The 21,609-nt window shown below is 33.3% G+C and carries 20 protein-coding genes and 2 other annotated features; of the genes, 1 reads left to right on the forward strand and 19 read right to left on the reverse strand.

Annotated features, from left to right (window positions below; translation table 11 throughout):
* Positions 1-7: 7 nt before the first annotated feature.
* From B5D14_RS09720 to thrS, 11 genes are all read right to left on the reverse strand, one after another.
* Positions 8-370: a (2Fe-2S) ferredoxin domain-containing protein gene (locus B5D14_RS09720; protein ID WP_078712437.1), complete on the reverse strand. Its 363-nt coding sequence runs from the start codon at positions 368-370 to the stop codon at positions 8-10.
* Positions 367-921: an ATP-binding protein gene (locus tag B5D14_RS09725; protein WP_078712438.1), complete on the reverse strand. Its 555-nt coding sequence runs from the start codon at positions 919-921 to the stop codon at positions 367-369. Before B5D14_RS09725 ends, B5D14_RS09720 begins: the two co-directional genes overlap by 4 nt.
* The gene (locus B5D14_RS09730; RefSeq protein WP_078712439.1) at positions 918-1,613 is read right to left on the reverse strand and encodes a PHP domain-containing protein; all 696 of its coding nucleotides are present in this window, start codon (positions 1,611-1,613) and stop codon (positions 918-920) included. The genes B5D14_RS09725 and B5D14_RS09730 overlap by 4 nt, the downstream gene beginning before the upstream one ends.
* Entirely contained in the window at positions 1,613-1,945 is a 333-nt protein-coding gene (locus tag B5D14_RS09735; RefSeq protein WP_078712440.1) for a hypothetical protein, read from the reverse strand. The genes B5D14_RS09730 and B5D14_RS09735 overlap by 1 nt, the downstream gene beginning before the upstream one ends.
* On the reverse strand, positions 1,932-3,122 hold the full coding sequence (locus B5D14_RS09740) for a [Fe-Fe] hydrogenase large subunit C-terminal domain-containing protein (protein ID WP_342585679.1): 1,191 nt from the start codon (positions 3,120-3,122) through the stop codon (positions 1,932-1,934). The genes B5D14_RS09735 and B5D14_RS09740 overlap by 14 nt, the downstream gene beginning before the upstream one ends.
* Positions 3,119-3,544, reverse strand: coding sequence for an ATP-binding protein (locus B5D14_RS09745; protein ID WP_078712442.1), 426 nt, complete (start codon positions 3,542-3,544; stop codon positions 3,119-3,121). The genes B5D14_RS09740 and B5D14_RS09745 overlap by 4 nt, the downstream gene beginning before the upstream one ends.
* Positions 3,531-3,890 (reverse strand): DRTGG domain-containing protein, encoded by a 360-nt coding sequence (locus B5D14_RS09750; RefSeq protein ID WP_078712443.1) that lies wholly within the window; start codon positions 3,888-3,890, stop codon positions 3,531-3,533. Before B5D14_RS09750 ends, B5D14_RS09745 begins: the two co-directional genes overlap by 14 nt.
* Before the next feature lie 2 nt (positions 3,891-3,892).
* A complete protein-coding gene (locus B5D14_RS09755; RefSeq protein WP_078712444.1) occupies positions 3,893-4,393 on the reverse strand; it encodes an NADH-quinone oxidoreductase subunit NuoE family protein in 501 nt (166 codons plus the stop codon).
* 2 nt (positions 4,394-4,395) lie between these two features.
* Complete coding sequence (locus B5D14_RS09760; RefSeq protein ID WP_078712445.1) at positions 4,396-5,127, reverse strand: ABC transporter permease; 732 nt, start codon at positions 5,125-5,127, stop codon at positions 4,396-4,398.
* A 101-nt stretch (positions 5,128-5,228) separates the two neighbouring features.
* Positions 5,229-6,173, reverse strand: a complete 945-nt coding sequence (locus B5D14_RS09765) for a putative periplasmic lipoprotein (protein ID WP_078712446.1) — start codon at positions 6,171-6,173, stop codon at positions 5,229-5,231.
* Entirely contained in the window at positions 6,173-7,912 is a 1,740-nt protein-coding gene (gene thrS / locus B5D14_RS09770) for a threonine--tRNA ligase (RefSeq protein WP_078712447.1), read from the reverse strand. Before thrS ends, B5D14_RS09765 begins: the two co-directional genes overlap by 1 nt.
* A gap of 36 nt (positions 7,913-7,948) precedes the next feature.
* Positions 7,949-8,147: a binding site (T-box leader), on the reverse strand.
* 124 nt (positions 8,148-8,271) lie between these two features.
* Here thrS and B5D14_RS09775 point away from each other — a divergent pair.
* Positions 8,272-8,784 carry a ferritin-like domain-containing protein gene (locus B5D14_RS09775; protein WP_078712448.1) on the forward strand — a complete coding sequence of 171 codons (513 nt, stop codon included), beginning with the start codon at positions 8,272-8,274 and terminating at the stop codon, positions 8,782-8,784.
* A gap of 83 nt (positions 8,785-8,867) precedes the next feature.
* Here B5D14_RS09775 and ppdK read toward each other — a convergent pair whose 3' ends face one another.
* The 8 genes from ppdK to B5D14_RS09815 all read right to left on the reverse strand — a co-directional run bounded on the left by ppdK (position 8,868) and on the right by B5D14_RS09815 (position 21,588).
* A complete protein-coding gene (ppdK, locus tag B5D14_RS09780; RefSeq protein WP_078712449.1) occupies positions 8,868-11,948 on the reverse strand; it encodes a pyruvate, phosphate dikinase in 3,081 nt (1,026 codons plus the stop codon).
* 98 nt (positions 11,949-12,046) lie between these two features.
* Positions 12,047-12,991 carry an alpha/beta hydrolase gene (locus B5D14_RS09785; RefSeq protein ID WP_078712450.1) on the reverse strand — a complete coding sequence of 315 codons (945 nt, stop codon included), beginning with the start codon at positions 12,989-12,991 and terminating at the stop codon, positions 12,047-12,049.
* Between the two features lie 109 nt (positions 12,992-13,100).
* Positions 13,101-15,713: a valine--tRNA ligase gene (locus tag B5D14_RS09790; protein ID WP_078712451.1), complete on the reverse strand. Its 2,613-nt coding sequence runs from the start codon at positions 15,711-15,713 to the stop codon at positions 13,101-13,103.
* Between the two features lies 1 nt (position 15,714).
* Positions 15,715-16,266, reverse strand: coding sequence for a GNAT family N-acetyltransferase (locus B5D14_RS09795; protein ID WP_078712452.1), 552 nt, complete (start codon positions 16,264-16,266; stop codon positions 15,715-15,717).
* Between the two features lie 36 nt (positions 16,267-16,302).
* Positions 16,303-16,509: a binding site (T-box leader), on the reverse strand.
* 33 nt (positions 16,510-16,542) lie between these two features.
* On the reverse strand, positions 16,543-17,130 hold the full coding sequence (yihA, locus tag B5D14_RS09800; protein WP_078712453.1) for a ribosome biogenesis GTP-binding protein YihA/YsxC: 588 nt from the start codon (positions 17,128-17,130) through the stop codon (positions 16,543-16,545).
* Complete coding sequence (lon, locus tag B5D14_RS09805) at positions 17,130-19,445, reverse strand: endopeptidase La (RefSeq protein ID WP_078712454.1); 2,316 nt, start codon at positions 19,443-19,445, stop codon at positions 17,130-17,132. The genes yihA and lon overlap by 1 nt, the downstream gene beginning before the upstream one ends.
* Before the next feature lie 40 nt (positions 19,446-19,485).
* Positions 19,486-20,757 (reverse strand): trigger factor, encoded by a 1,272-nt coding sequence (gene tig / locus B5D14_RS09810; RefSeq protein ID WP_078712455.1) that lies wholly within the window; start codon positions 20,755-20,757, stop codon positions 19,486-19,488.
* A gap of 117 nt (positions 20,758-20,874) precedes the next feature.
* Entirely contained in the window at positions 20,875-21,588 is a 714-nt protein-coding gene (locus B5D14_RS09815; protein WP_078712456.1) for a hypothetical protein, read from the reverse strand.
* Between the last annotated feature and the right edge of the window lie 21 nt (positions 21,589-21,609).

Raw genomic sequence — 21,609 nt, forward strand, 5'->3', positions numbered from 1 at the left:
CTACCTCCTATTTAACACTATCTATCGTGTATTCATCAACACGTTCACCTAAACCTACATGTCGACGTAAAATGATTGCAGCTTTATCGGGATTTACATGAACATAGGTTGTTTTATTTCCATCACGATCAAAGATTTCAACAATCGGTTCATACACACATAATCCAATGCAACCCGTTTGGGTAACTAGACATGAATAATTATTTTTCGATGCCTCTTCAACAAGACGATTTAAAACAGGACGAGCTCCTGCAGCTATACCACATGTAGCCATACCAACAACAACACGATAGTCTTTATCGTTATCACGCATATCGACCTTTTTTAAAGCTTCTTCTCTCATTTTCTTTAAATCTTCTAAACTTTTCATATACGATTCTCCTTCGCAAGTTGTATTCCTTGATTAATGTATTCTCTAATCCAAAGAAGGATATCAGGTTCAGTAATACGAACACCTTCAATCTTTTCTTTTACTTCTCTAGATTCAAAGACAAATTTTTGTGTATCGGTTTCATAGGTGAAATAGTAATCAATTTTTTCATTCGCCTGGATACTACACATCATCATTTCACCTAAGTCTCCCAATGTTGGTGTATCCCAATGATCTCTTTGAACCGTAGCGATAATCACAGTACCATGATTTAGCTTTGATTCAATTTTAAATGTTCCATTGCACTGTTCAGTTAATCCTTTCATAAAGGCGACTCCGAGCCCTACTCTACGTGTAGTTCTTGAAGTAAGAAATGGGCTAGTTACTTTTTGAACAGTTTCTTCATTCATTCCTTTTCCATTATCTTCAACAGTAAATTTGTATTCATTCTTTTTAACACTATCCTGAATTGAAATTACAATATAGGTTGAATCCGCATGGATACTATTCATAATTAGTTCAAGAATTTGCATTGCACAATCTTGCATCATACTGTTTTCCCCCAAAACAATTCGAATTCTTTACTACTCATTGCATTTTCCGGTTCGCTAATATCAATCAACTGATGCGCATCCGAATTAATAAACCACGTTGTCTCTTGAATCCAAGGATGCTTTTGTTTAACGGTGATCATTTGATTTAAGTTTTTTACTTCTAATCCATCAAATTTACAATCTTGTGGAATGAAACCCAATTGATGAGTAACACTATTAACACGGTCAAGTACATGTGCTAATACAACCTTGCCATGAAAACAATGCACCACATCGATTGTTTCGTTTAAACTTGCATTCAATGAATTGATAAGTAGATATTCCTCTTTACCAATCACTTCATCAAACTCATTGCATAAATTTTGTTCCCCAAAAAAGCTTTCATTATTCTTGATTGGATTTGTTTTTTTATCAATCCATTCTTGAAATAAATTACAATCATTCATCTCCAAAAAGTATGCACAAACATGAACTTCTTCACTTGTTTGAATTTCTACACCATACATCATTTTAATTCCTACTTGATTACACGCAATTTTAAATGCAGGTTGTTGTCGCAAAGAATTGTGATCACAAATTGCAATATAGTCTAAACCTTTGATTTTTGCCATCTGTGCAATGTTGTTGGGTGTCATATCATTGTTACTACAAGGTGATAAGCAGCTATGAATATGAAAATCATAAAACATTAGTAGCCAAATTCAATTAACTTTCTAGTACATTCAAAGGGTGAGCAATCCGCAAGAACTATCGCTAGATTTTCTTCAATCGCCTTTTGTAGTACATCTTCAGGAACAATAACTCCATCAGCAATGATGACACAACTAAATTCAAGTAAGACTGCAACCGCAATCACATTTAGATGGGATTGAACGGTAATCCAAGCTTGGCCCTGTTCACCTTTTCCCATTACCCAACTTAGTAAATCACCTACATAAACACCCATGATTTCTTTATCTAAGGATGCCTCCGTTGAAATATTCTTCCACCCTGTTTTCTCAATTAACTCATTTACTTTCATCCTGAATCACCTCATTTCGATGGATACGACAATCTTCTAATGTCTTTTTACCTGTTGCGATTTCTTCTGCCATAATACGACAACTTGCAAAGCCACATGCACCACAATCAAAACCTGGTAGTTTTTCTAGTTGTTGATTTACTTTGGAGAAGAAAACGAGTTTCTCTTGAATACTTCTCATATCATTAACATTATCAATGGTACTTTCACCATAGATTTCTTCAAATGGTAGATCAGAAATCGGTTTTTCCTTTGCCTTGCATAATTGATGAATGTTATTTTTAGTTAAATAACTATTTCCCCATAACAAGTTACCACCCAAACAACCATTAAAGCATGGAAACAATGTTAATAAATCAAATTCATTTAATAAACCAAATTCAGCATGCTCTAAAATATTGCATACTTTGTCAAACCCATCCGCAACTAAATGATTCTCTGCAAGCATCATCATCGCTGGATTACAACTTTGTAGTCCTTCTTTACATAAGGTAACTGGCAATTTACCCTTACCCATATTTGCTTTAATAATTGGAAATATATCCACGATAGCTAAAGCATGATCTACTTCAAATTGATGATTTCCATAAGGATATTTTGCTAGGTTTAATTTTGCAATACATTCGCAACAATTAAAGATACCAACTTTTCCTTTATCACTGCATCTTTTTCTAATTTGTCTTGCAGCTATTTCACTTGGATAATCAATTGCAGTAATACTGCTTAATAACATTGGAAATTTTACTTCGATTAATTTATTGATTACTGGACAAAATGAAGAAATCAAACTTTTACCACGTTCAATATCAGATAAAAGAATGGCTTCCTTTGTTACTTGCCCTTCTATATCACTAATGTCAATGACTTCATCAAATCCTAATAATTTTATTGCATAGAATAATTCTTCTACTTGTTCATGTGTTTTATAATCACTAATCATAGAACTTGGAACTATACAAACTGTATAGTCGTAATTACTAATATCAACAAGTGTACTTCCTTTGGATTGAAGTCCTTGATTTAGACATGCATCCAAGCACTTACCACAATTAATACATTTACTATGATTAATGTGAACACGATCTTTTTGAATAAATACTGCGTTGGTTGGGCACGCTCTTAGACACTTCATACATTTCACACATTGACTCAATGTATAAGTAACTACACTTCTCAACTTGTAACTAAAAATCCAATCGTTAGTGTAGTACCTTGAGGTGATGTTTGAATGTCAAAGTGATCTGAAACACGTTTAATATTGAATAAGCCCATACCCGCACCAAATCCCAATTGTCTTGCTTTTTCACTAGCAGTTGACCAACCTGGAGTTAATGCTTTATCAATATTTGGAATACCTGGACCTGGATCTTTAAATGTTAGCGTTAATTCTCCATTATCTTCAAGTGTACATTGTATTGTTCCACCCCAAGCATGAATAATCATATTAATTTCAGCTTCATAACAAGCAACCGCTACTCTTCTTAATAATTCACCAGGAATACCTATTTGATTTAATGTTTGTTTTACTTGGCTTGATACTTTTCCAGCATTTGCATAATCATCACGTTCAACGATAAACTGCTGATTAATCACCTGCATGTAAACCTTCTTGATAGAGAATACCAGATGCTTCAAACATTGAGTAGTCGGTAGAAAATACATTAAATCCCATTTCCATTGCGAGTTTCAATACTTCTTCATCCAATTTCTTACCACGTACATAAATTATTAATTCAAGATCTAACATCTCTGCTGTACGAAGTGATTGTGCATTACATAAGCCAGTAAGTAAAACAGTTTGGTCACAAGAGTTATTAATCATAGCTAAAGCATCGCTCATTAAATCTGTTGCGAACACATATTGATAGTCCTTGTTCATGAGGTTTTGATTCCACACACCCAAGGCAGTTGCATTTAATTTTTGAACGATTTGGTTTGCTAACATAACTATGCACCCATTGGTTTTCTTTCAGAATCTAAGATGGATTGAATAATTTCAGAAATAATTTTTGAAGAATCTGCATTACCATAAACTTTTCCATCAATAATAACAACTGGAGCAAGTCCACACGCACCTAAACAACGAGTAGCATCCAAAGAAAACAAGCCATCAGAACTTGTTCCATTAACAGTAGCTCCCGTCATATTAATTACATCGTTAACTAAATTTTGTGCTCCTTTAACATAGCATGCTGTTCCCATACAAACATTAATGATGTGTTTGCCTTTAGGTTCAGTTGTAAATTGGGAATAGAATGTTACTACACCATATACTTCAGCAACAGAAGCATTTGTAGCATTAGAAATTTTTTCCATTGCTTCAAAAGGTACATAACCCAATTCATGTTGAACATCATGTAACATGAGTTTAATAGGTCCTGGTCGACTCTCATGTTTTGCTACAATCTCATCAATTTTACGAAGCGATTCAGCATTTAACTTTTCCATAATTAACCTCCATTTGATTTTCTATTTATGAATTGATCGAATATCCAATCAATTATAAAACAAATACAGATGATGATAATTGTCCAAGCAAACAAACTTGTTGTATCCAAATTAAGTCTTGCTATATGCAATTGTTTACCGATACCATTTCTAACTTGTCCTAGAATTTCTGCCATAACTGCAACTTTAAATCCTAAACCGAAAGCCATTTTACTTGAACTTAAAATGGTTGGGATTAACATCGGTAACGTTTTCTTTTTCACTAATTCAAAGAATGATTCTGGATAAATGGATTGAACATCTTTTAATTCTTGTGGTTCATTATCCATTGAAAACAGAAAGTTATTATAAAATATTGGAAACAAAATAAGAAAACAAATAATACTTACACTTTTTTCTGAACCAAACCAAACTAATGCAATAATAATATAACTAATATTGGGAATGGATTTAGTTAGAAGTTGTAATGGTGCAAATAAGTTTCGAAACACTTTAGAATAACTTGATACTATTGATAAACAAATCGCCGAAATAAACGAAATTCCAAATCCAACAACGACTCTTCCTAGCGTAGAAAATATGCTTTGATAAAAAATAGATTTTGTAAACAATAGACAAACATTTTGAAGTACATCCAGTGGATAAGGTATTAGAATATCATTATGAACAACCATGGATAAAACTTGCCATAATGCAACCAGTATCAAGATTGTAATACCATGTTCCTTTTTCATGTATTCACCATATCATTTACATTTAAGATGTTTTCATTATACCATTACCCTTAATAAAAAAATAGACTTTTTCACAAGAAAAGGAAGCGATTTTTCGCTTCCTACTTAATAATAGATTCCTCAAAATTTTCAATACCAAATAGTGCTAAGAATGCTTGCAACTGCTCTATTGATTCACTAGCAGGCACATAACGAATATTCATTCGATCCCATGTCTTAGAAACAATTTCACTACTTGGAACCCCTAGCTCTTCTGGTGTTATTTCATCAATATCTAGTTTCAATTGATCCATCGTATCAGCATTAACATTACTTACATAATCTTGAATGGATGCAATGAATTGATCATAGACTACTTTATTTTCATTGTATTTATCTTCAAGTACATAAATTGCAGCTTGAGGATAACCTACAGTTCCTGATTTTGCTTCAAACTCTTTTTGAAGGTCCATAATAATTTTAAATTCTTTTCCTTGCTCTTTTCCCTTAGCAATCGTTGCAGTTGCTGCAGGTTCTGCAAGTAAAGCAACATTTGCTTTTCCAGATAATAATGCTGCTTGAGCATCTGTAACTGAGTTATAGTAAGTCACATTGGGTTTAATATCCACGACTGTTTCATTAAACACAAGACCTGGTACGGCACCTTCTCCAAATGCTGCTAACTCACCTTCATTACTCAATGCATCTTCACTATCTGCTACAAGGTACAAATTACCCCAAGTAAGAATACCTAACATTTTGTAATTTGTTTTTCCAGCACTACCCAGCTTCGTTCCTAAATTAGTAGGTGCAATAATTACACTGTATTCAGGATTTGGATTAACAAAAGCTGCTTGAATTACATCCGTTCCATCTACAAATGTTACATCTGCACTTTTATCAAGCACAACTGGAATCAGTGGAAGTGATGTTGCCCCTTTTGGTGCAAGAACACTTAATACAACAGGTTCAGTTTTCACTTCAGGATCAGCTGTTTTATCAATTGGCGCTGTACTACAGCCAACAAGCAATAAGACAGCACTTAGTACTGCAATCATTTTTTTCATTATCTCACCTTATCGTTAATTTCTAGAAGTACCTTCTCAAGAAATTCATTTAATTCAACAGTTTCAGATTCTTGTTTTCCATAACGTCTTACATTTACGCTATTTGATGCAATTTCACCTTCACCAACTACAAGTTGAACTGGAATTTTATGAGTTTGAGCTTCCCTAATACGATAGCCTAATTTTTCATTTCTTGCATCAATTTTGACCCTAATGCCATTTTCTTTTAATATAGCCTCTACTTTTTGTGCATATTCTAAATGGTTTTCATGATGAACTGGAACAATAACAACTTGTTCAGGTGCTAACCACAATGGGAATGCCCCTGCAAAATGTTCAATTAAAATCCCAATGAAACGTTCAATTGATCCAAAAATTACACGATGTAACATCACTGGACGAACTTTCTCACCATTTTGATCAATATAATTCAAATCAAATCTTTCAGGAAGATTCATATCCAATTGAATAGTTCCACATTGCCATACTCTTCCAAGTGAATCGCGAATATGGAAATCAAGTTTAGGACCATAGAAAGCACCATCACCTGGATTAATTTTAAATTCTTTACCAGCAGCTTTACAAGCTTTTGCAAGTGCTTCTTCACTCTTATCCCAAATCTCAATTGAACCAATGTATTTTTCTTCAGGACGAGTACTTAATTCAATTGAATATTCTAATCCTAGTTGAGAATAGATGCGATCAATAAAGGCAATCAGTGAAACTACTTCGCTTTCAATTTGTTCAGGAGTCATATAAATATGAGCATCATCTTGAGTAAAAGTACGAACTCTAAATAATCCATTTAAAGCACCACTTGCTTCATGACGATGTACTTGTCCAAGTTCACCCATACGAATTGGTAAATCTTTATAAGAATGCAAACCACTTTTAAATACAAGCAAACTACCTGGACAATTCATTGGTTTTATCGCAAACTCACGATCATCGACATCAGAAATATACATATTTTCTCTATAGTTAAACCAATGCCCTGATACTTCCCATAACTCTTTTGACATCATAATTGGAGTCTTAATGAACACATAGTTTTCTTTTGTATGTTCATTGTACCAATATTGCTCAAGAATATTACGTAATATCATGCCATTTGGTAAAAAGAAAGGCATTCCTGGTGCATATTCACTCATCATAAATAGATCTAATTCACGTCCAAGTTTCTTGTGATCACGTTTTTTAGCTTCTTCTAATAAATATAAATGTTCTTTTAAATCTTCTTCATTTTCAAAACAAATACCATAAACACGTTGAAGCATTTTGTTCTTAGCATCGCCCTTCCAATAAGCTCCAGATACTTTTAGAAGTTTAAAATACTTTAATTCTTTTACTGTATCCACATGAGGTCCACGACATAAATCAACAAATTCACCTTGGCGATAACATGTAATCACTGTATCATTTTCATCCATATTTGAAATTAAATCGATTTTGTAAGGATCATCTTTGAACATTTCCAAAGCTTCCTCTTTTGATAATTCTTCACGAACGATACGTTTACCATCTTTGGAAATCTTTTTCATTTCCTTTTCAATCTTCTCTAAATCTTCTTCTTTAAGTGAAACATCACCTAAGTCTATATCATAGTAAAACCCATCAGTAATAACTGGTCCTACCCAAAACATAGCTTGTGGATAAATTCTTTTTACTGCTTGTGCCAGTAAATGTGCACAACTGTGATTCAATACATTCAGTTTTTCATTTTCTTTAATGTTTATCATGTTTTCTCCTCCTAAACAAATAAAAACGCCCTTCAATAAAAGGACGTATAATTACGCGGTACCACCTTAATTCCTAGTTATTTAACTAAGCACTCAAACAATAACGGTTGCTTCCGGCATCTTTTCAAAAATGCTACTCCCAAGTGGTAATCATAAATCTCATCAATAGTTTTTCACCAACCAACTATCTCTCTAATCAAAGTATTTATCATCATGTCTTGTTCATCGTATCTGTAACTATAATAGACTTCTACCTCAAATTTGTCAACACCCTTGCATCGTACTTAAATCACTTTCCTTTTATTAATTAGCAAGGAAGATATAATAGAATTATACAGGTAGCTAAAGGAGGATATATCATGGGCAAAAAATCTGTAAATATTGTAGATGTAGATGTTGAGAAGCTGTTAGAGTATTTAAACAAAGCACTAGCAGAAGAGTGGTTAGCTTACTATCAATACTGGATTGGTGCAAGAATTATGGAAGGTCCTATGCGTAGTGAAATTGAACCAGAACTATTAATTCATGCCAATGAAGAATTAAATCATGCAACATTAGTTGTTAATCGCATCATTCAACTAGGAGGTACTCCCGTACTTACTCCAGCCGATTGGATGAAACTCTCTGATTGCGAATATCAAATACCAAGTGATCCTTACGTTGAAGTTATCCTTGATCAAAATCTTGATGGAGAACGTTGTGCTATTGAACGCTATCAACAAATCGCAAAATTTACTGAAGGAAAAGATTTTTCAACCTATCAAATGGCAGTTACAATTCTAAATGATGAGTTAGAACATGAAGAAGATATCGAAAGTTGGCTCAAAGACATTGACCGCCTTAAAGAAGATATTAAGAAGTTTAGACTATAATACACAAAAAGATATTCTTTATTGAATATCTTTTCTAATAAATGAAAAGAACTGTTAATAGTAACAGTCCTAATCCCTATAATTTATTTTTTAGTTGTTTTTTTAGCAACTGTTTTTTTTGCTACAGCTTTTTTAGCAACAGGTTTCTTTGCTACTGCTTTTTTAGCAACTGGTTTTTTTGCTACAGCTTTTTTAGCTACTGCTTTTTTAGCAACAGGTTTTTTAGCTTCAACTTTTTTAGCTACTGCTTTCTTAGCAACTGGTTTTTTTGCTACAGCTTTTTTAGCAACTGGTTTTTTAGCTTCAACTTTCTTAGCCACTGCTTTTTTAGCAACTGGTTTCTTAGTTTCAACTTTTTTAGCTACTGCTTTCTTAGCAACTGGTTTTTTTGCTACAGCTTTTTTAGCTACTGGTTTTTTAGCTTCAACTTTCTTAGCCACTGCCTTTTTAGCTACTGGTTTTTTTGCTACTGCTTTCTTAGCTACTGGTTTTTTTGCTACCATTCTATTAGCCTCCTTCTTAGCATTTTGTTCCGAATCATATTTGATTGCAGCTTGTGCTGCAGCCAATCTAGCAATTGGCACACGATAAGGTGAACAAGATACATAAGTTAATCCTACGCGATGACAGAACTCAATAGAGCTTGGATCCCCTCCGTGCTCACCGCATATGCCCAATTTAATATTTGGACGAGTTTGTCTGCCTAATCTAGCAGCCATCTCGACTAACTTACCCACTCCTTTTTGGTCTAATCTAGCAAATGGATCTTGCTCATAGATTTTCTTATCATAATAATCTGATAAGAATTGACCAGCATCGTCACGACTGAAACCAAATGTCATTTGAGTTAAGTCGTTTGTTCCAAAACTGAAGAACTCAGCTTCTTTTGCTATTTCATCTGCAAGTAATGCAGCTCTTGGAATTTCAATCATTGTACCAACCATGTAATTTAGTTTAGCTCCTGATTCTTTAATAATTGAATCTGCTGTGCTAATTACGATGTCTTTTACATATTTTAATTCAGCAACTTCTCCAACAAGTGGAATCATAATTTCAGGTACAATATTGTACTTAGGATGTTTTTTGTTTACATTAATTGCTGCTTCAATTACAGCACGAGTTTGCATTTCTGCAATTTCTGGATAAGTAACACTTAAACGACATCCACGATGACCCATCATTGGATTAAATTCATGAAGTGATGCAATAACTTGTTTAAGTTCATTAACAGTCATTTTCATTTCATGTGCTAATTCTTCAATATCTTTTTCATTTGTTGGTAAGAATTCATGCAATGGTGGATCTAAGTAACGAATTGTTACTGGACGGTTTTCCATTGCTTCGTAAATTCCTTCAAAATCTCCACGTTGCATTGGAAGTAATTTATCTAATGCAGCACGGCGATGTTCTTCATCACTTGAAACAATCATTTCTCTTACTACTTTAATACGGTTTGCATCAAAGAACATATGTTCAGTACGTACAAGTCCAATACCTTCTGCACCAAATAGAATTGCTTGTCTAGCATCATTTGGTGTATCAGCATTTGTTCTTACTTTCATTGTACGACGAGCATCAGCCCATTTCATAAATGTATCAAAATCACCAGAAATAGATGCAGGAACAGTTTTAATTGCTTGTCCATAAATATTTCCAGTTGAACCATCTAATGAAATGAAATCTCCTTCGTGATATTGAATACCACCCACTTCGAAGTAGTGTTCTTTCTCATTTATTTTAATTTCGCCACATCCCGATACGCAACAACGACCCATACCACGAGCAACTACTGCTGCATGTGATGTCATACCACCACGTACTGTTAAGATACCTTGAGCAACATGCATACCTTCAATATCTTCAGGACTTGTTTCTAAACGAACTAAGATAACTTTTTTACCCTTATTTGATTCAATAATAGCACTTTCAGCTGTGAATACAATTTGTCCACAAGCAGCACCAGGTGATGCAGGAAGTGCACTAGCAATTGGTTTAACTGCTTGCATTTCATAAGCATCAAATTGAGGATGCAATAAAGAATCCAAAGACTTAGGATCAACCATCATAAGTGCTTGATCTTTTGTAATTAGTTTTTCTTTTACCATGTCACATGCAATTTTTAATGCTGCAGCTGCAGTACGTTTACCATTACGAGTTTGAAGCATATAAAGTTTACCCTCTTCAATAGTAAATTCCATATCTTGCATATCTTTATAATGTTTCTCTAAACGACTACAAATTTCTGTAAATTGTTTATATGCTTTTGGCATAATATTTTTAAGTTCATTAATAGTTTGAGGTGTACGAATACCAGCAACAACATCTTCACCTTGAGCATTCATTAAGAATTCTCCAAATAATTTGTTTTCTCCAGTAGCTGGATTTCTTGTAAATGCAACTCCAGTACCACAATCATCACCCATATTACCAAATACCATGGATTGAACATTAACTGCTGTTCCCCAAGAACTTGGAATATCATTCATCTTACGATAGAAAATAGCACGTGGATTATTCCAAGATTTAAACACTGCTTCAACTGATTTTACAAGTTGAGTTTTTGCATCTGTAGGGAAATCCTCTTTTAAGTTTTCACGATAGAATGCTTTAAACTTGATTACTAAATCTTTTAAATCATCCGCTGTTAAATCAGTATCCAAAGTAATTCGTTTTTCTTCTTTCATTTCATCAATAAGTTCTTCAAAACGACTTTTTGGAAGTCCCATAACAACATCCGCAAACATTTGGATGAAACGACGATAGCTATCGTAAGCAAAACGTGGATTATTTGTTTTCTTTGCGATTGTTTCAACTACTTCATCATTAATACCAAGATTTAAGATTGTATCCATCATCCCTGGCATTGAAGCACGAGATCCAGAACGTACAGATACAAGAAGTGGATTATCTTTACTTCCCATCTTTTTCCCTGTAAGTTTTTCTAGAGCTTCTACATTTTGGAAAATTTCTTTTTTAATTAAATCACTAATTTTTTCTCCATCATTGTAGTAAGCAGTACATGCTTCAGTAGTAACTGTAAATCCTTGTGGTACAGGCATTCCTAAACTTGTCATCTCTGCAAGATTAGCACCCTTTCCTCCCAAAAGGTCACGCATTGATCCATTACCTTCTGAGAATTTGTAAACGTATTTTTTTGTTGGCATACTTTCCTCCTATTTATTATATGAACTAAAATTTAAAACGGTTACATTTAACTCTAATCTAATAATAAACTATTCAACGTTTTTTCACAACCAAAAAATTAATTCTCATTTTTATTTATATGAAGATTTATAAACTCAAATACTTTTTCAAAATATTTATGATCTAAAAATGATTCAGCATGTTTAGATTCTTGGAATGTACAAAGCTCTTTTTCTGCAGTACACGCATAGAATAAATCAAACACCATTTCAAATGGTGCGAAACAATCTAGTTCACCATGTAAGAACAATGTAGGTGTACTTGATTGCTTTACTTGACGCAAAGTATTTGCTTCATACAAATTAAAATTCATTTTTGATTTACACAAAATATTTACACCTGGAACTAGTGCTCCTAGTGGAACTTTTAGGAATCGTTTGATTTGATACTTCAACAAACTATCAATCGAAGTAAACGCACAATCTGAGATTGCACAAACTACATTGCTAGGTAAGAACTCACCTGTTGCATTGAGTACCGCTGTTGCACCCAAAGATGTTCCATGCAATACAATTTTCGCGTTTTGATTTTGTTTGATTATAAAATCAATCCAATCAATACAATCATAATGTTCTTTCCAGCCAAGTGTTGTGTAATCACCCTCACTTAATCCATATCCTCTTTGATCAACAATTAAACAATTATATCCTTCATCATAGAAATGTTTAGGAACATCCAAAACTTGTGCTCCAAAAAAATCATAGGCATGAAATACAATCACATACTTATCAGAATTATTATTAACTAACGTACCACTTAATCTAAGTCCATCATATGATACAATTTCTACAATTGATTTATCTGCATTTTCAAACCATGCATCATTTTCTTTTTTTGTAATCAAAGAATTAGAAAATTCCAAATAACTTGGATTTTTCTTTCTTTTGAAAACCTTAGTAAAAATATATGCACAAGATGCACAATATGTTGCACCAACTGCAAGAGTTACTCCCGCTGTTACTGCTAAAACTTTTCCAACTTTGCTACTACTATTCTCTGCCATACTAACCTCCAAACAAAAAAAGAAGAGACTTTAAAAGAATTCTAATTAAAAATTCTTATTTAAGTTTTCTCTTCTCACATTTATCACCTATTAATATTTAATGATAAATTCATTTAGAAGTCAATTCTTTTAAGCGATTTGAGACGATTTCGTATTGATTTTTATAGTTTTCTAACTTATTTTTTTCTTCTTCAACTTTATTTGGTGATGCTTTTGAAATAAAGCTTTCGTTTGACAACATTTTTTCTCCACGATTTATTTCTTTTTCAAGTGTCTCTTTTTCTTTATTTAGCTTTTCAATTTCTTCTTCTAAATTAATTACTTCACTCATTGGTAGCGAAATTGATCCACCTTCAATTGGACGAATCATTAGCTCATCATCAATTGAATCTACCCATGTTACTTTACACATTTTCTCTAATATTGATGCAACTTCTTTATCATAAGTTTTATGTGTTGCGTCTAAATTTTGAATCATCATTCTTAATGGTGTACTTGGTTTTAAATTATTATCCGTTTTGATTTGACGAATAATTGTAATAATCTCAATTAACTGATCAACTTGCTTGCTACTACTTGTATCAACAGATGTAATTGTCTTTGGCCAATTAGCAACACAAATGGATGCTTCGGTATTATGCAATGCTTGATAAATTTCTTCTGTAACAAATGGCATGAATGGATGAAGCATTTTAATGATACCATCCAACATCAACACAAGTGTTGAGCGTGTAGCATTTTTAATACGCTCATCTTCACTGTTCAATCCTGACTTACTAAATTCAATATACCAACTACAGAAATCATCCCATACAAAGTTATAAAGTTCATTTCCTACAATCGCAAATTCATATTTATCCATATTCGTATTGGTATGTTCCAATATTTCATTGAAACGATTGATAATCCATTGATCAGTCATGGATGCATTTTCGATAATGCACGTTGATGTATCAAAGTCTTCTGGTAAATTCATCATCACAAAACGTGAAGCATTCCAAATTTTATTAATGAAATTCCAAGATGCTTCTACCTTACTTGGAATATAACGCATATCTTGACCAGGTGTAGAATTCGTCGTTAAGAAGAAACGAAGTGAGTCAACACCATACTCATCAATCACATCCATAGGATCTATTCCATTACCAAGTGATTTACTCATTTTACGACCTTGTTCATCACGAATCAAACCATGGATCAAACAATCTTTAAATGGATAGCAGTCGGTAAAATGTCTAGCTTGGAATGCCATACGAGCTACCCAGAAGAAAATAATATCATAACCAGTCACCATACAATTAGTTGGATAGTAGCGTTTTAAATCATCTGTTTCATTTGGCCAACCCAAGGTACTAAATGGCCACAGTGCACTTGAGAACCAAGTATCTAATACATCTTCGTCTTGTGTCCAATTTTCAATATCGCTTGGTGCCTCTATTCCAACATAAATCTCACCTGTTTCATTGTGATACCAAGCTGGAATACGATGACCCCACCAAAGTTGTCTTGAAATACACCAGTCTTCGATGTTTTCTAACCATTGGTTAAAAATATTTTCAAAACGATTTGGATAGAAATTGATTTTTTGTTCTGGATTGTTTTGTGCTGTCAATACATCATTAGCAAGTGGTTTCATCTTTACAAACCATTGTTTTGATAAGTAAGGCTCTACAATAACATCCGTTCTTTCAGAATGTCCTACTTGATGAATATGTTTTTCAATTGAAACCAGATTGCCTTCTTGTTTTATTCTTTCAGTTAATGCTTTGCGGCACTCAAATCTATCCATTCCATTGTATTCGCCTGCAAGTTCATTCATTGTTCCATCTGGATTCATACAAACGATCTTTGGTAAATTGTGACGTTCTGCAATTTGGAAATCATTTGGATCATGAGCAGGTGTACATTTCATAGCACCTGTACCAAATCCAATTTCAATATAATCATCTGCAATGATAATAATTTCTTCATGATTTGCAGGATTGATTGCATGCTTACCAATTAAATGTTTGTACTTTTCATCTTCTGGATGGACTACAACACAAACATCACCAAACATTGTTTCAGGTCGTGTTGTTGCAACTTGGAAAGTTTCTCCAGTTTCTTTTACAGAATAATTAAAAGTATAAAAAGCGCCTTCTACTTCTTTATGAATAACTTCAATATTACTTAACGCTGTTTTTGCTTTTGGATCCCAGTTGATAATTCGTTCACCTTGATAAATTAATCCTTCATTATATAAATCACAGAATACTTTTGTTACTGCTTTGTTTAATCCTTCATCCAATGTAAAGCGTTCGCGAGAATAATCAACAGAGTTCCCAAGTTTCGACCATTGATTACGAATATGCTCTGCATACTCCTCTTTCCACTCCCATGCTCGATCAAGAAACTTCTCACGACCTAAGTCATAACGACTAATTCCTTCATCTTTTAAACGTGCATCTACTTTTGCTTGTGTTGCAATACCAGCATGATCCATTCCGGGAAGATAAAGCATATCAAATCCTTGCATACGTTTATAACGTGAAATGATATCTTGCAATGTATTGTCCCATGCATGCCCCAAATGCAATTTACCTGTAACATTAGGTGGGGGAATTACAATTGTAAATGGCTCTTTAGATTTATCACCAGCAGTAAAATATCCCTTCTCTACCCAATGATTATATTTATTTGTTTCTACTTCTAAATGATTATACTTTGCATTTAATTCTTTCATCTTATTTCCTCCCATCATATTCATCTTTTAATATTGAATATATTTTCTTATCACGATATATACCTTTGCCATCTTTCATTTGTTGGCGAAGAATTCCATCAAAATGGAAACCTACTTTTTCAATAACACGTTGACTTTTTGTATTTTCAACAAAATGACCAATATCAATTCTTCTTAATCCCAAATCATTAAAGCCAAGATCAAGTAAGCCTTTCACTGCTTCAACCATGTAACCTTTACCCCAATATTTTCTTTTCAATACATAGCCAATCTCTGCAGTTAAATTACTTGGATTATATCCAACAAACTCGCATATACCAATCATTTCATGATTTTCTTTTGACTCCATACATGTAGTTACAAACATCGTTGGACTTTCACGATGAAGAAAAAACTTCTCTAATGTATCTTTGGTAACTTCTAGTGAAGTATGTCGTGGAAATGTTAAGTGTTCAATTGTTTCTTCATCACTTGCATACTCATACATGTCTTCTGCATCATCCATCGTTATTGGTCGAAGGATTAATCTTTCTGTTTCTTTATATAGTTTCATTTTTCTTCTCCTTATAATATAAAAAACGTCCTTAAACAAAAGGACGTTTGATTACGCGGTACCACCTTAATTCATAGTTTAAACTATGCACTCAAACTTTTAACGCAAGTGTACGGATTCTTCTATTTACTTAAAGAATCAACTCCTAGACTACTGTTCAATAGTTATACCGAATCTTTTTCACCAGCCAAGATTTCTCTATGTGTCACTAACTATTTACTTCCTTCTATTCCAAGTTATTAAGACTATTTTATCAAGATGTTGAAGATTGTCAAATTATTTATCATTAATAAATGAATCAATGATACCCCAAAGTTCATCTACACCCTCTTTTTCAGTACTACTAAAGTCCAAAATACTGGTTGTAGGTACTCCCAATGTTTCACTAATACATTTCTTCAATTTACTTAACTCACTTCGTTTACATTTATCTTTTTTTGTAGCAACAACAACAATCGACATATGCAACTCTCTTGCATATTCAATCATTGTAATATCATCTTTTGTTGGTTTATGACGATAATCAACAATGAGGATTAACGCTCTAAGGTGTTGACGATTTGTAAAATAACCATCCATCATCTCACCAAATTGAATTAATTCTTTTTGACTGCGATTGGCAAACCCATATCCTGGAACATCGACAAAAATACAACGATTATCTACTTTAAAGAAGTTCAAAAATCGTGTTTTTCCTGGTTTATTCCCAACATATGCAGCTTTTTTACGATCAACGAGTGCATTAATAAGTGATGATTTTCCTACATTACTTCTACCTGCTAAGACAAACTCGGGTAAATCAGTTTGCGGACAATCTTCAACTTTTGGTGAACTCGTAAGAAATTCTACCTCATGATAAGCCATTAAACTAAAGCTTCTTTCAATACTTGTTCCATGTTTTCGACAGGTATGAATTGTACACTTTCTTTTACAGTATCTGGAATATCATCTAAATCCTTTAAATTACTCTTAGGAATAACAATGTGTTTAATACCTACACGGTGTGCAGCTAAACTCTTTTCACGTAGACCACCAATTGCAAGTACATGACCACGAAGTGTAACTTCACCTGTCATTGCTAAATCAGATCGAACTGCAACACCTGTAATTGCTGAAACTAAAGCTGTAGTTAACGTAACACCAGCACTAGGTCCATCTTTTGGTACTGCACCTTCTGGTACATGAATATGAATATCATGTTTATCAAAGAATTCAGGATTAATTTTAAATTTCTTTGCATTTGATTTTATGTAATCAAGTGCAATGGATGTTGACTCTTTCATAACATCACCCAATTGTCCTGTAACAATAAATCTTCCTTTACCATCAAAATAAGTTACTTCTACTGGTAATACATCACCACCAAATGAAGTATAAGCAAGACCTGTTACAACACCAATTTGGTTTTTCTTTTCTTTTTGTCCATATTCAAAGATTTCTTTGCCAAGCCATTCAACAATTAGTTTTTTATTTACTTTAATTGTCTTCTTCTTTTCTTTTAATATAAGAAGAACTGACTTTCTGCATAATGATGCGATGACACGTTCTAACTGACGAACCCCCGCTTCGCGTGTATAGTGGCGAATTAAGTAATACAATTCAGCCTCTTCAAGTTTAAATTGTTTTTCTTTTAGTCCATTCATCAATAATTGCTTTGGAATCAAATGATTTTCAGCAATCTTTACTTTTTCTACTTCAGTATAACTTGATAGTTGGATAATTTCCAAACGATCACGAAGTGCAGCTGGAATATCTTCTAAATAGTTTGCAGTTGCAATAAACATTACATTGGACAAATCATAAGGTTCTTCAAGATAGTGATCAGAGAAAAATGCATTTTGTTCAGGGTCCAATACCTCTAACATTGCACTACTTGGATCACCTTTATAATCTGAACCCAATTTATCAATTTCATCAATTAAGAATACTGGATTTAATACACCTGCTTTTTTCATTCCTTGAATGATTCTTCCAGGCATACTTCCTAAATAAGTACGACGATGTCCTCTAATTTCTGATTCATCTTTTACACCACCAACCGACATTTTAACAAACTTGCGATCAAGTGATCTAGCAATGGATTTTGCAAGTGATGTTTTACCAACACCTGGAGGACCAACAAGACATAATATAGGAGCATTCAAGCTCTTTGTCATTTGCTTAACTGCTAAATATTCCATGATACGATCTTTTACTTTTAATAATCCAAAATGGTCTTGATTTAAACGATCTTGAACTAAAACTAAGTCTTCGTTATCATTTGTTACACCATACCAAGGTGTCTTTAATAACCAATCTAAGTATGTTCTAACTACTGAAGCTTCACCTGAAGATGCAGGAAGCATTTCATATCGACTTAATTCTTCTAATGCTTTTGCTTTAACATGATCTGGATAAGGGTTCTTTTCTATCATTTCACGTAGCTCAGCAGTATCATCTACTACATTAGAAACATCACCTAATTCTTCTTTAATAGCACGCATTTTTTCACGCAAATAATATTCACGTTGACCCTCTTCAATACGTTCTCTTACTTTTTCATTGATGCTTGTTTCAACACGAGACATTTCCTTTTCTTTTTCAAGTTCACTGATAATTAACATCAAGCGTTCATTAACATTCAATGTTTCTAAAAGTTGTTGCTTCTTATCCAGTGATAAAGGAAAGTATTGTGCAAATTGATCTGCAAGAACAACTGCAGATACGCCTTTTGTAAGTTGTGCAATTACCTCTGGTGGAAAATTTGTTGTTGAATTAGCAACATTTTCAAACTCAACTGCTACTCTTTTTACTAGGGCCAATTCTTCAATTTCATCCCCAGCAATATTTGTAACAGGTTGAATTAAAGCCATTGATAATTTTTCGCCATCAATGTATTCAACCAATTCAGCTCTTTCTAAACCAGTAAATGTCACACGCATAAAACCATCTTTTTTACGAACTGTTTTTATATGGCACAGTGTACCAAATTTGTAAATATTGTCGACTGTTGGATTATCAATCATGATGTCATTTTGGCAAACTACCCACACATGACCTTCATAATGATTTTGTGATTCTTCAACAGCATTGACACTTTTTTCTCTTCCAACCTCAATGACTACATCTTGGTTTGGAAATACCACAATACCTCTAGTACAAACTACAGGAATTGTTACTTGTAAGCTTTTATTTTTCATTCTTTATACCTCCATAGAACAAAATAAGACGCGTTGCGTCTTATTTAGTAGCTGTATCTTTAATTAGATCGTATGCTTTACGAATGCGAATATCTTCTGACAAGCTAAGTGTTGAAATTAACTCTTTAACTTTAGCAATTTCCATCTTATATTGATCAGCAATTGCTTGATATTCTTTTTCTACTTCGTCATCGCTTACTTCTATTTTTTCAGCTTTAGCAATAGCTTCAAGGACTAAACGCAATTTTACTTTATTTTCAGCATCTTTCCCCATTTGCTCACGAATTTGTTCAATTGTTTGACCAGTCATTTGCATGAATTGATCAAGAGCAAAACCTTGTTGTTGTAAACGATTAGCGAAATCATTTACAAGTTGGTTTGTTTCATCTTCGATCATTTCTTGTGGAATATCAACTGTCGCACCTTCAACCACTTTCGTGATTAAATCATTCATCGCTTTATTTTCAACTTCTGTTTTCTTATTTTCCCCTAAATCTTTTTTGATTAAATTCTTTAAATCTTCAAGAGTTTCAACATTTGGTGCATTTACATCTTTTGCAAATTCATCATTTAATTCAGGAAGTTGTTTACTCTTAACTTCATTTACTTTTACTTTAAATACAACTGGAGCACCTTTTAATTCTTCTGCATGGTAATTTTCAGGGAATACTACATTAATATCCTTTTCATCACCAGCTACTGCACCAATTAGTTGTTCTTCAAATCCTGGTATAAAGCTTCCAGAACCAATTACTAAGTGATGACCTTCTGCTTTACCACCTTCAAATGCGATATCATCTTTGAAACCTTCAAAGTCGATTACAGCAGTATCACCATTTTCAACTGCGCCTTCTTTAGTAATCATATCAGCGTAGTTTTCTTGTAATTTTGCTAATTCAGCATTTACTTCATCATCAGCTACCTCAGATGCATCTTCCGCATAAGGTAATCCTTTATATTCACCTAATGTTACTTCAGGTTTAACAACGATTATAAAACGAATGTCAGCTTTATCTTCATTCATATCATCAATAGCTAGTTCAGGTCTTGCCACTGGCCATAAGTCATATTCCTTGATACCTTCTTGTAATAATTGATTAGCAACACTTTCGATAGCTTCAATCATCACGTTATTTTGAGAAACACTCTTTTCAATCATGTTTTTAGGTGCATGACCTTTTCTAAATCCTGGTATTTCTACATTTTTAGCTAATTTATCAAAAGCTTTTACTTGAGCATCTTTCCAAGCTTGACCTTCAATAGTTACTTTTAATTCACCTTTTGATTTTTCGATTATATTCCAAGTTGACATTTCTTATTCCTCCTAAATGTTCAGCCTAACTATTATAACAAAATTATCCTCAATTTCAAACAACTTGAGAAGTAATATGCATTATTTTGCCTATTTTTTTACAGGAAATACACGTTTTTATGAAAGTAGACGATAATTTGTTAAATCTTCTCTTTCGACAAGCGTATGTTCAAGTGATTCCCACTCATTTTCACGCCCCATTAGTCCTAAAACAAAGCGGACAACTAGTAGCGCTAATTGATAACCATCTTCTTTATCATAACTCAAGGGAAGATAAGTAAAGCATTCTTGTATTAGGTGTTGAATTGTGAATTCATAAAATGAAGGATCATGGTTCTCAAACCATTCAGACAGATAAGATTGAGCTTCACAAAACCCACCTGATTCAATGGGTCTTAAGCAACAACTAGGGGTAAATTCGTATTCAACTTGATTCTTTATGTAGAGAAAGGATTCATCCAACTTTTGTTCAATACATGAATCGATTAATAAAGCAGCAGCTGATGGATATGGATTACTTCTTAAATAACGATCAATAATCTCTGTATATTGCCTTAAATTCATTGTATTTAACTTACTAACCGCCACAAGTTGCAACTCATCCTCATCAAACAAATACTTTTCTAAGTCTTCAATATTAAATTCAACTTGCTGATTTACACCACTTGCTTCCTTTATATCACATAGACAATCCTTTAACTCCTTCTCAAAATCAACAGGAATATAGGGCATCTTTAGTTCTGTATAAATTAATGCTTTTGCTTCATCATATTCTTTCATCTTTATGTGGTTTTGAATGGTTTCCAAGATCTCATCATAATACGTTTTCATACTTTTTCCTCTAAAATGGGC

The organism is Anaerorhabdus furcosa, assembly GCF_900167375.1.
Taxonomy (GTDB): Bacteria; Bacillota_I; Bacilli_A; order Erysipelotrichales; family Erysipelotrichaceae; genus Anaerorhabdus; species Anaerorhabdus furcosa.

Coding starts and splice junctions, on each gene's coding strand:
- B5D14_RS09720 (WP_078712437.1), bottom strand. CDS start 370: ATGAAAAGTTTAGAAGATTTAAAGAAAATGAGAGAAGAAGCTTTAAAA.
- B5D14_RS09725 (WP_078712438.1), bottom strand. CDS start 921: ATGATGCAAGATTGTGCAATGCAAATTCTTGAACTAATTATGAATAGT.
- B5D14_RS09730 (WP_078712439.1), bottom strand. CDS start 1,613: ATGTTTTATGATTTTCATATTCATAGCTGCTTATCACCTTGTAGTAAC.
- B5D14_RS09735 (WP_078712440.1), bottom strand. CDS start 1,945: ATGAAAGTAAATGAGTTAATTGAGAAAACAGGGTGGAAGAATATTTCA.
- B5D14_RS09745 (WP_078712442.1), bottom strand. CDS start 3,544: ATGCAGGTGATTAATCAGCAGTTTATCGTTGAACGTGATGATTATGCA.
- B5D14_RS09750 (WP_078712443.1), bottom strand. CDS start 3,890: ATGTTAGCAAACCAAATCGTTCAAAAATTAAATGCAACTGCCTTGGGT.
- B5D14_RS09755 (WP_078712444.1), bottom strand. CDS start 4,393: ATGGAAAAGTTAAATGCTGAATCGCTTCGTAAAATTGATGAGATTGTA.
- B5D14_RS09760 (WP_078712445.1), bottom strand. CDS start 5,127: ATGAAAAAGGAACATGGTATTACAATCTTGATACTGGTTGCATTATGG.
- B5D14_RS09765 (WP_078712446.1), bottom strand. CDS start 6,173: ATGAAAAAAATGATTGCAGTACTAAGTGCTGTCTTATTGCTTGTTGGC.
- thrS (WP_078712447.1), bottom strand. CDS start 7,912: ATGATAAACATTAAAGAAAATGAAAAACTGAATGTATTGAATCACAGT.
- B5D14_RS09775 (WP_078712448.1), top strand. CDS start 8,272: ATGGGCAAAAAATCTGTAAATATTGTAGATGTAGATGTTGAGAAGCTG.
- ppdK (WP_078712449.1), bottom strand. CDS start 11,948: ATGCCAACAAAAAAATACGTTTACAAATTCTCAGAAGGTAATGGATCA.
- B5D14_RS09785 (WP_078712450.1), bottom strand. CDS start 12,991: ATGGCAGAGAATAGTAGTAGCAAAGTTGGAAAAGTTTTAGCAGTAACA.
- B5D14_RS09790 (WP_078712451.1), bottom strand. CDS start 15,713: ATGAAAGAATTAAATGCAAAGTATAATCATTTAGAAGTAGAAACAAAT.
- B5D14_RS09795 (WP_078712452.1), bottom strand. CDS start 16,266: ATGAAACTATATAAAGAAACAGAAAGATTAATCCTTCGACCAATAACG.
- yihA (WP_078712453.1), bottom strand. CDS start 17,130: ATGGCTTATCATGAGGTAGAATTTCTTACGAGTTCACCAAAAGTTGAA.
- lon (WP_078712454.1), bottom strand. CDS start 19,445: ATGAAAAATAAAAGCTTACAAGTAACAATTCCTGTAGTTTGTACTAGA.
- tig (WP_078712455.1), bottom strand. CDS start 20,757: ATGTCAACTTGGAATATAATCGAAAAATCAAAAGGTGAATTAAAAGTA.
- B5D14_RS09815 (WP_078712456.1), bottom strand. CDS start 21,588: ATGAAAACGTATTATGATGAGATCTTGGAAACCATTCAAAACCACATA.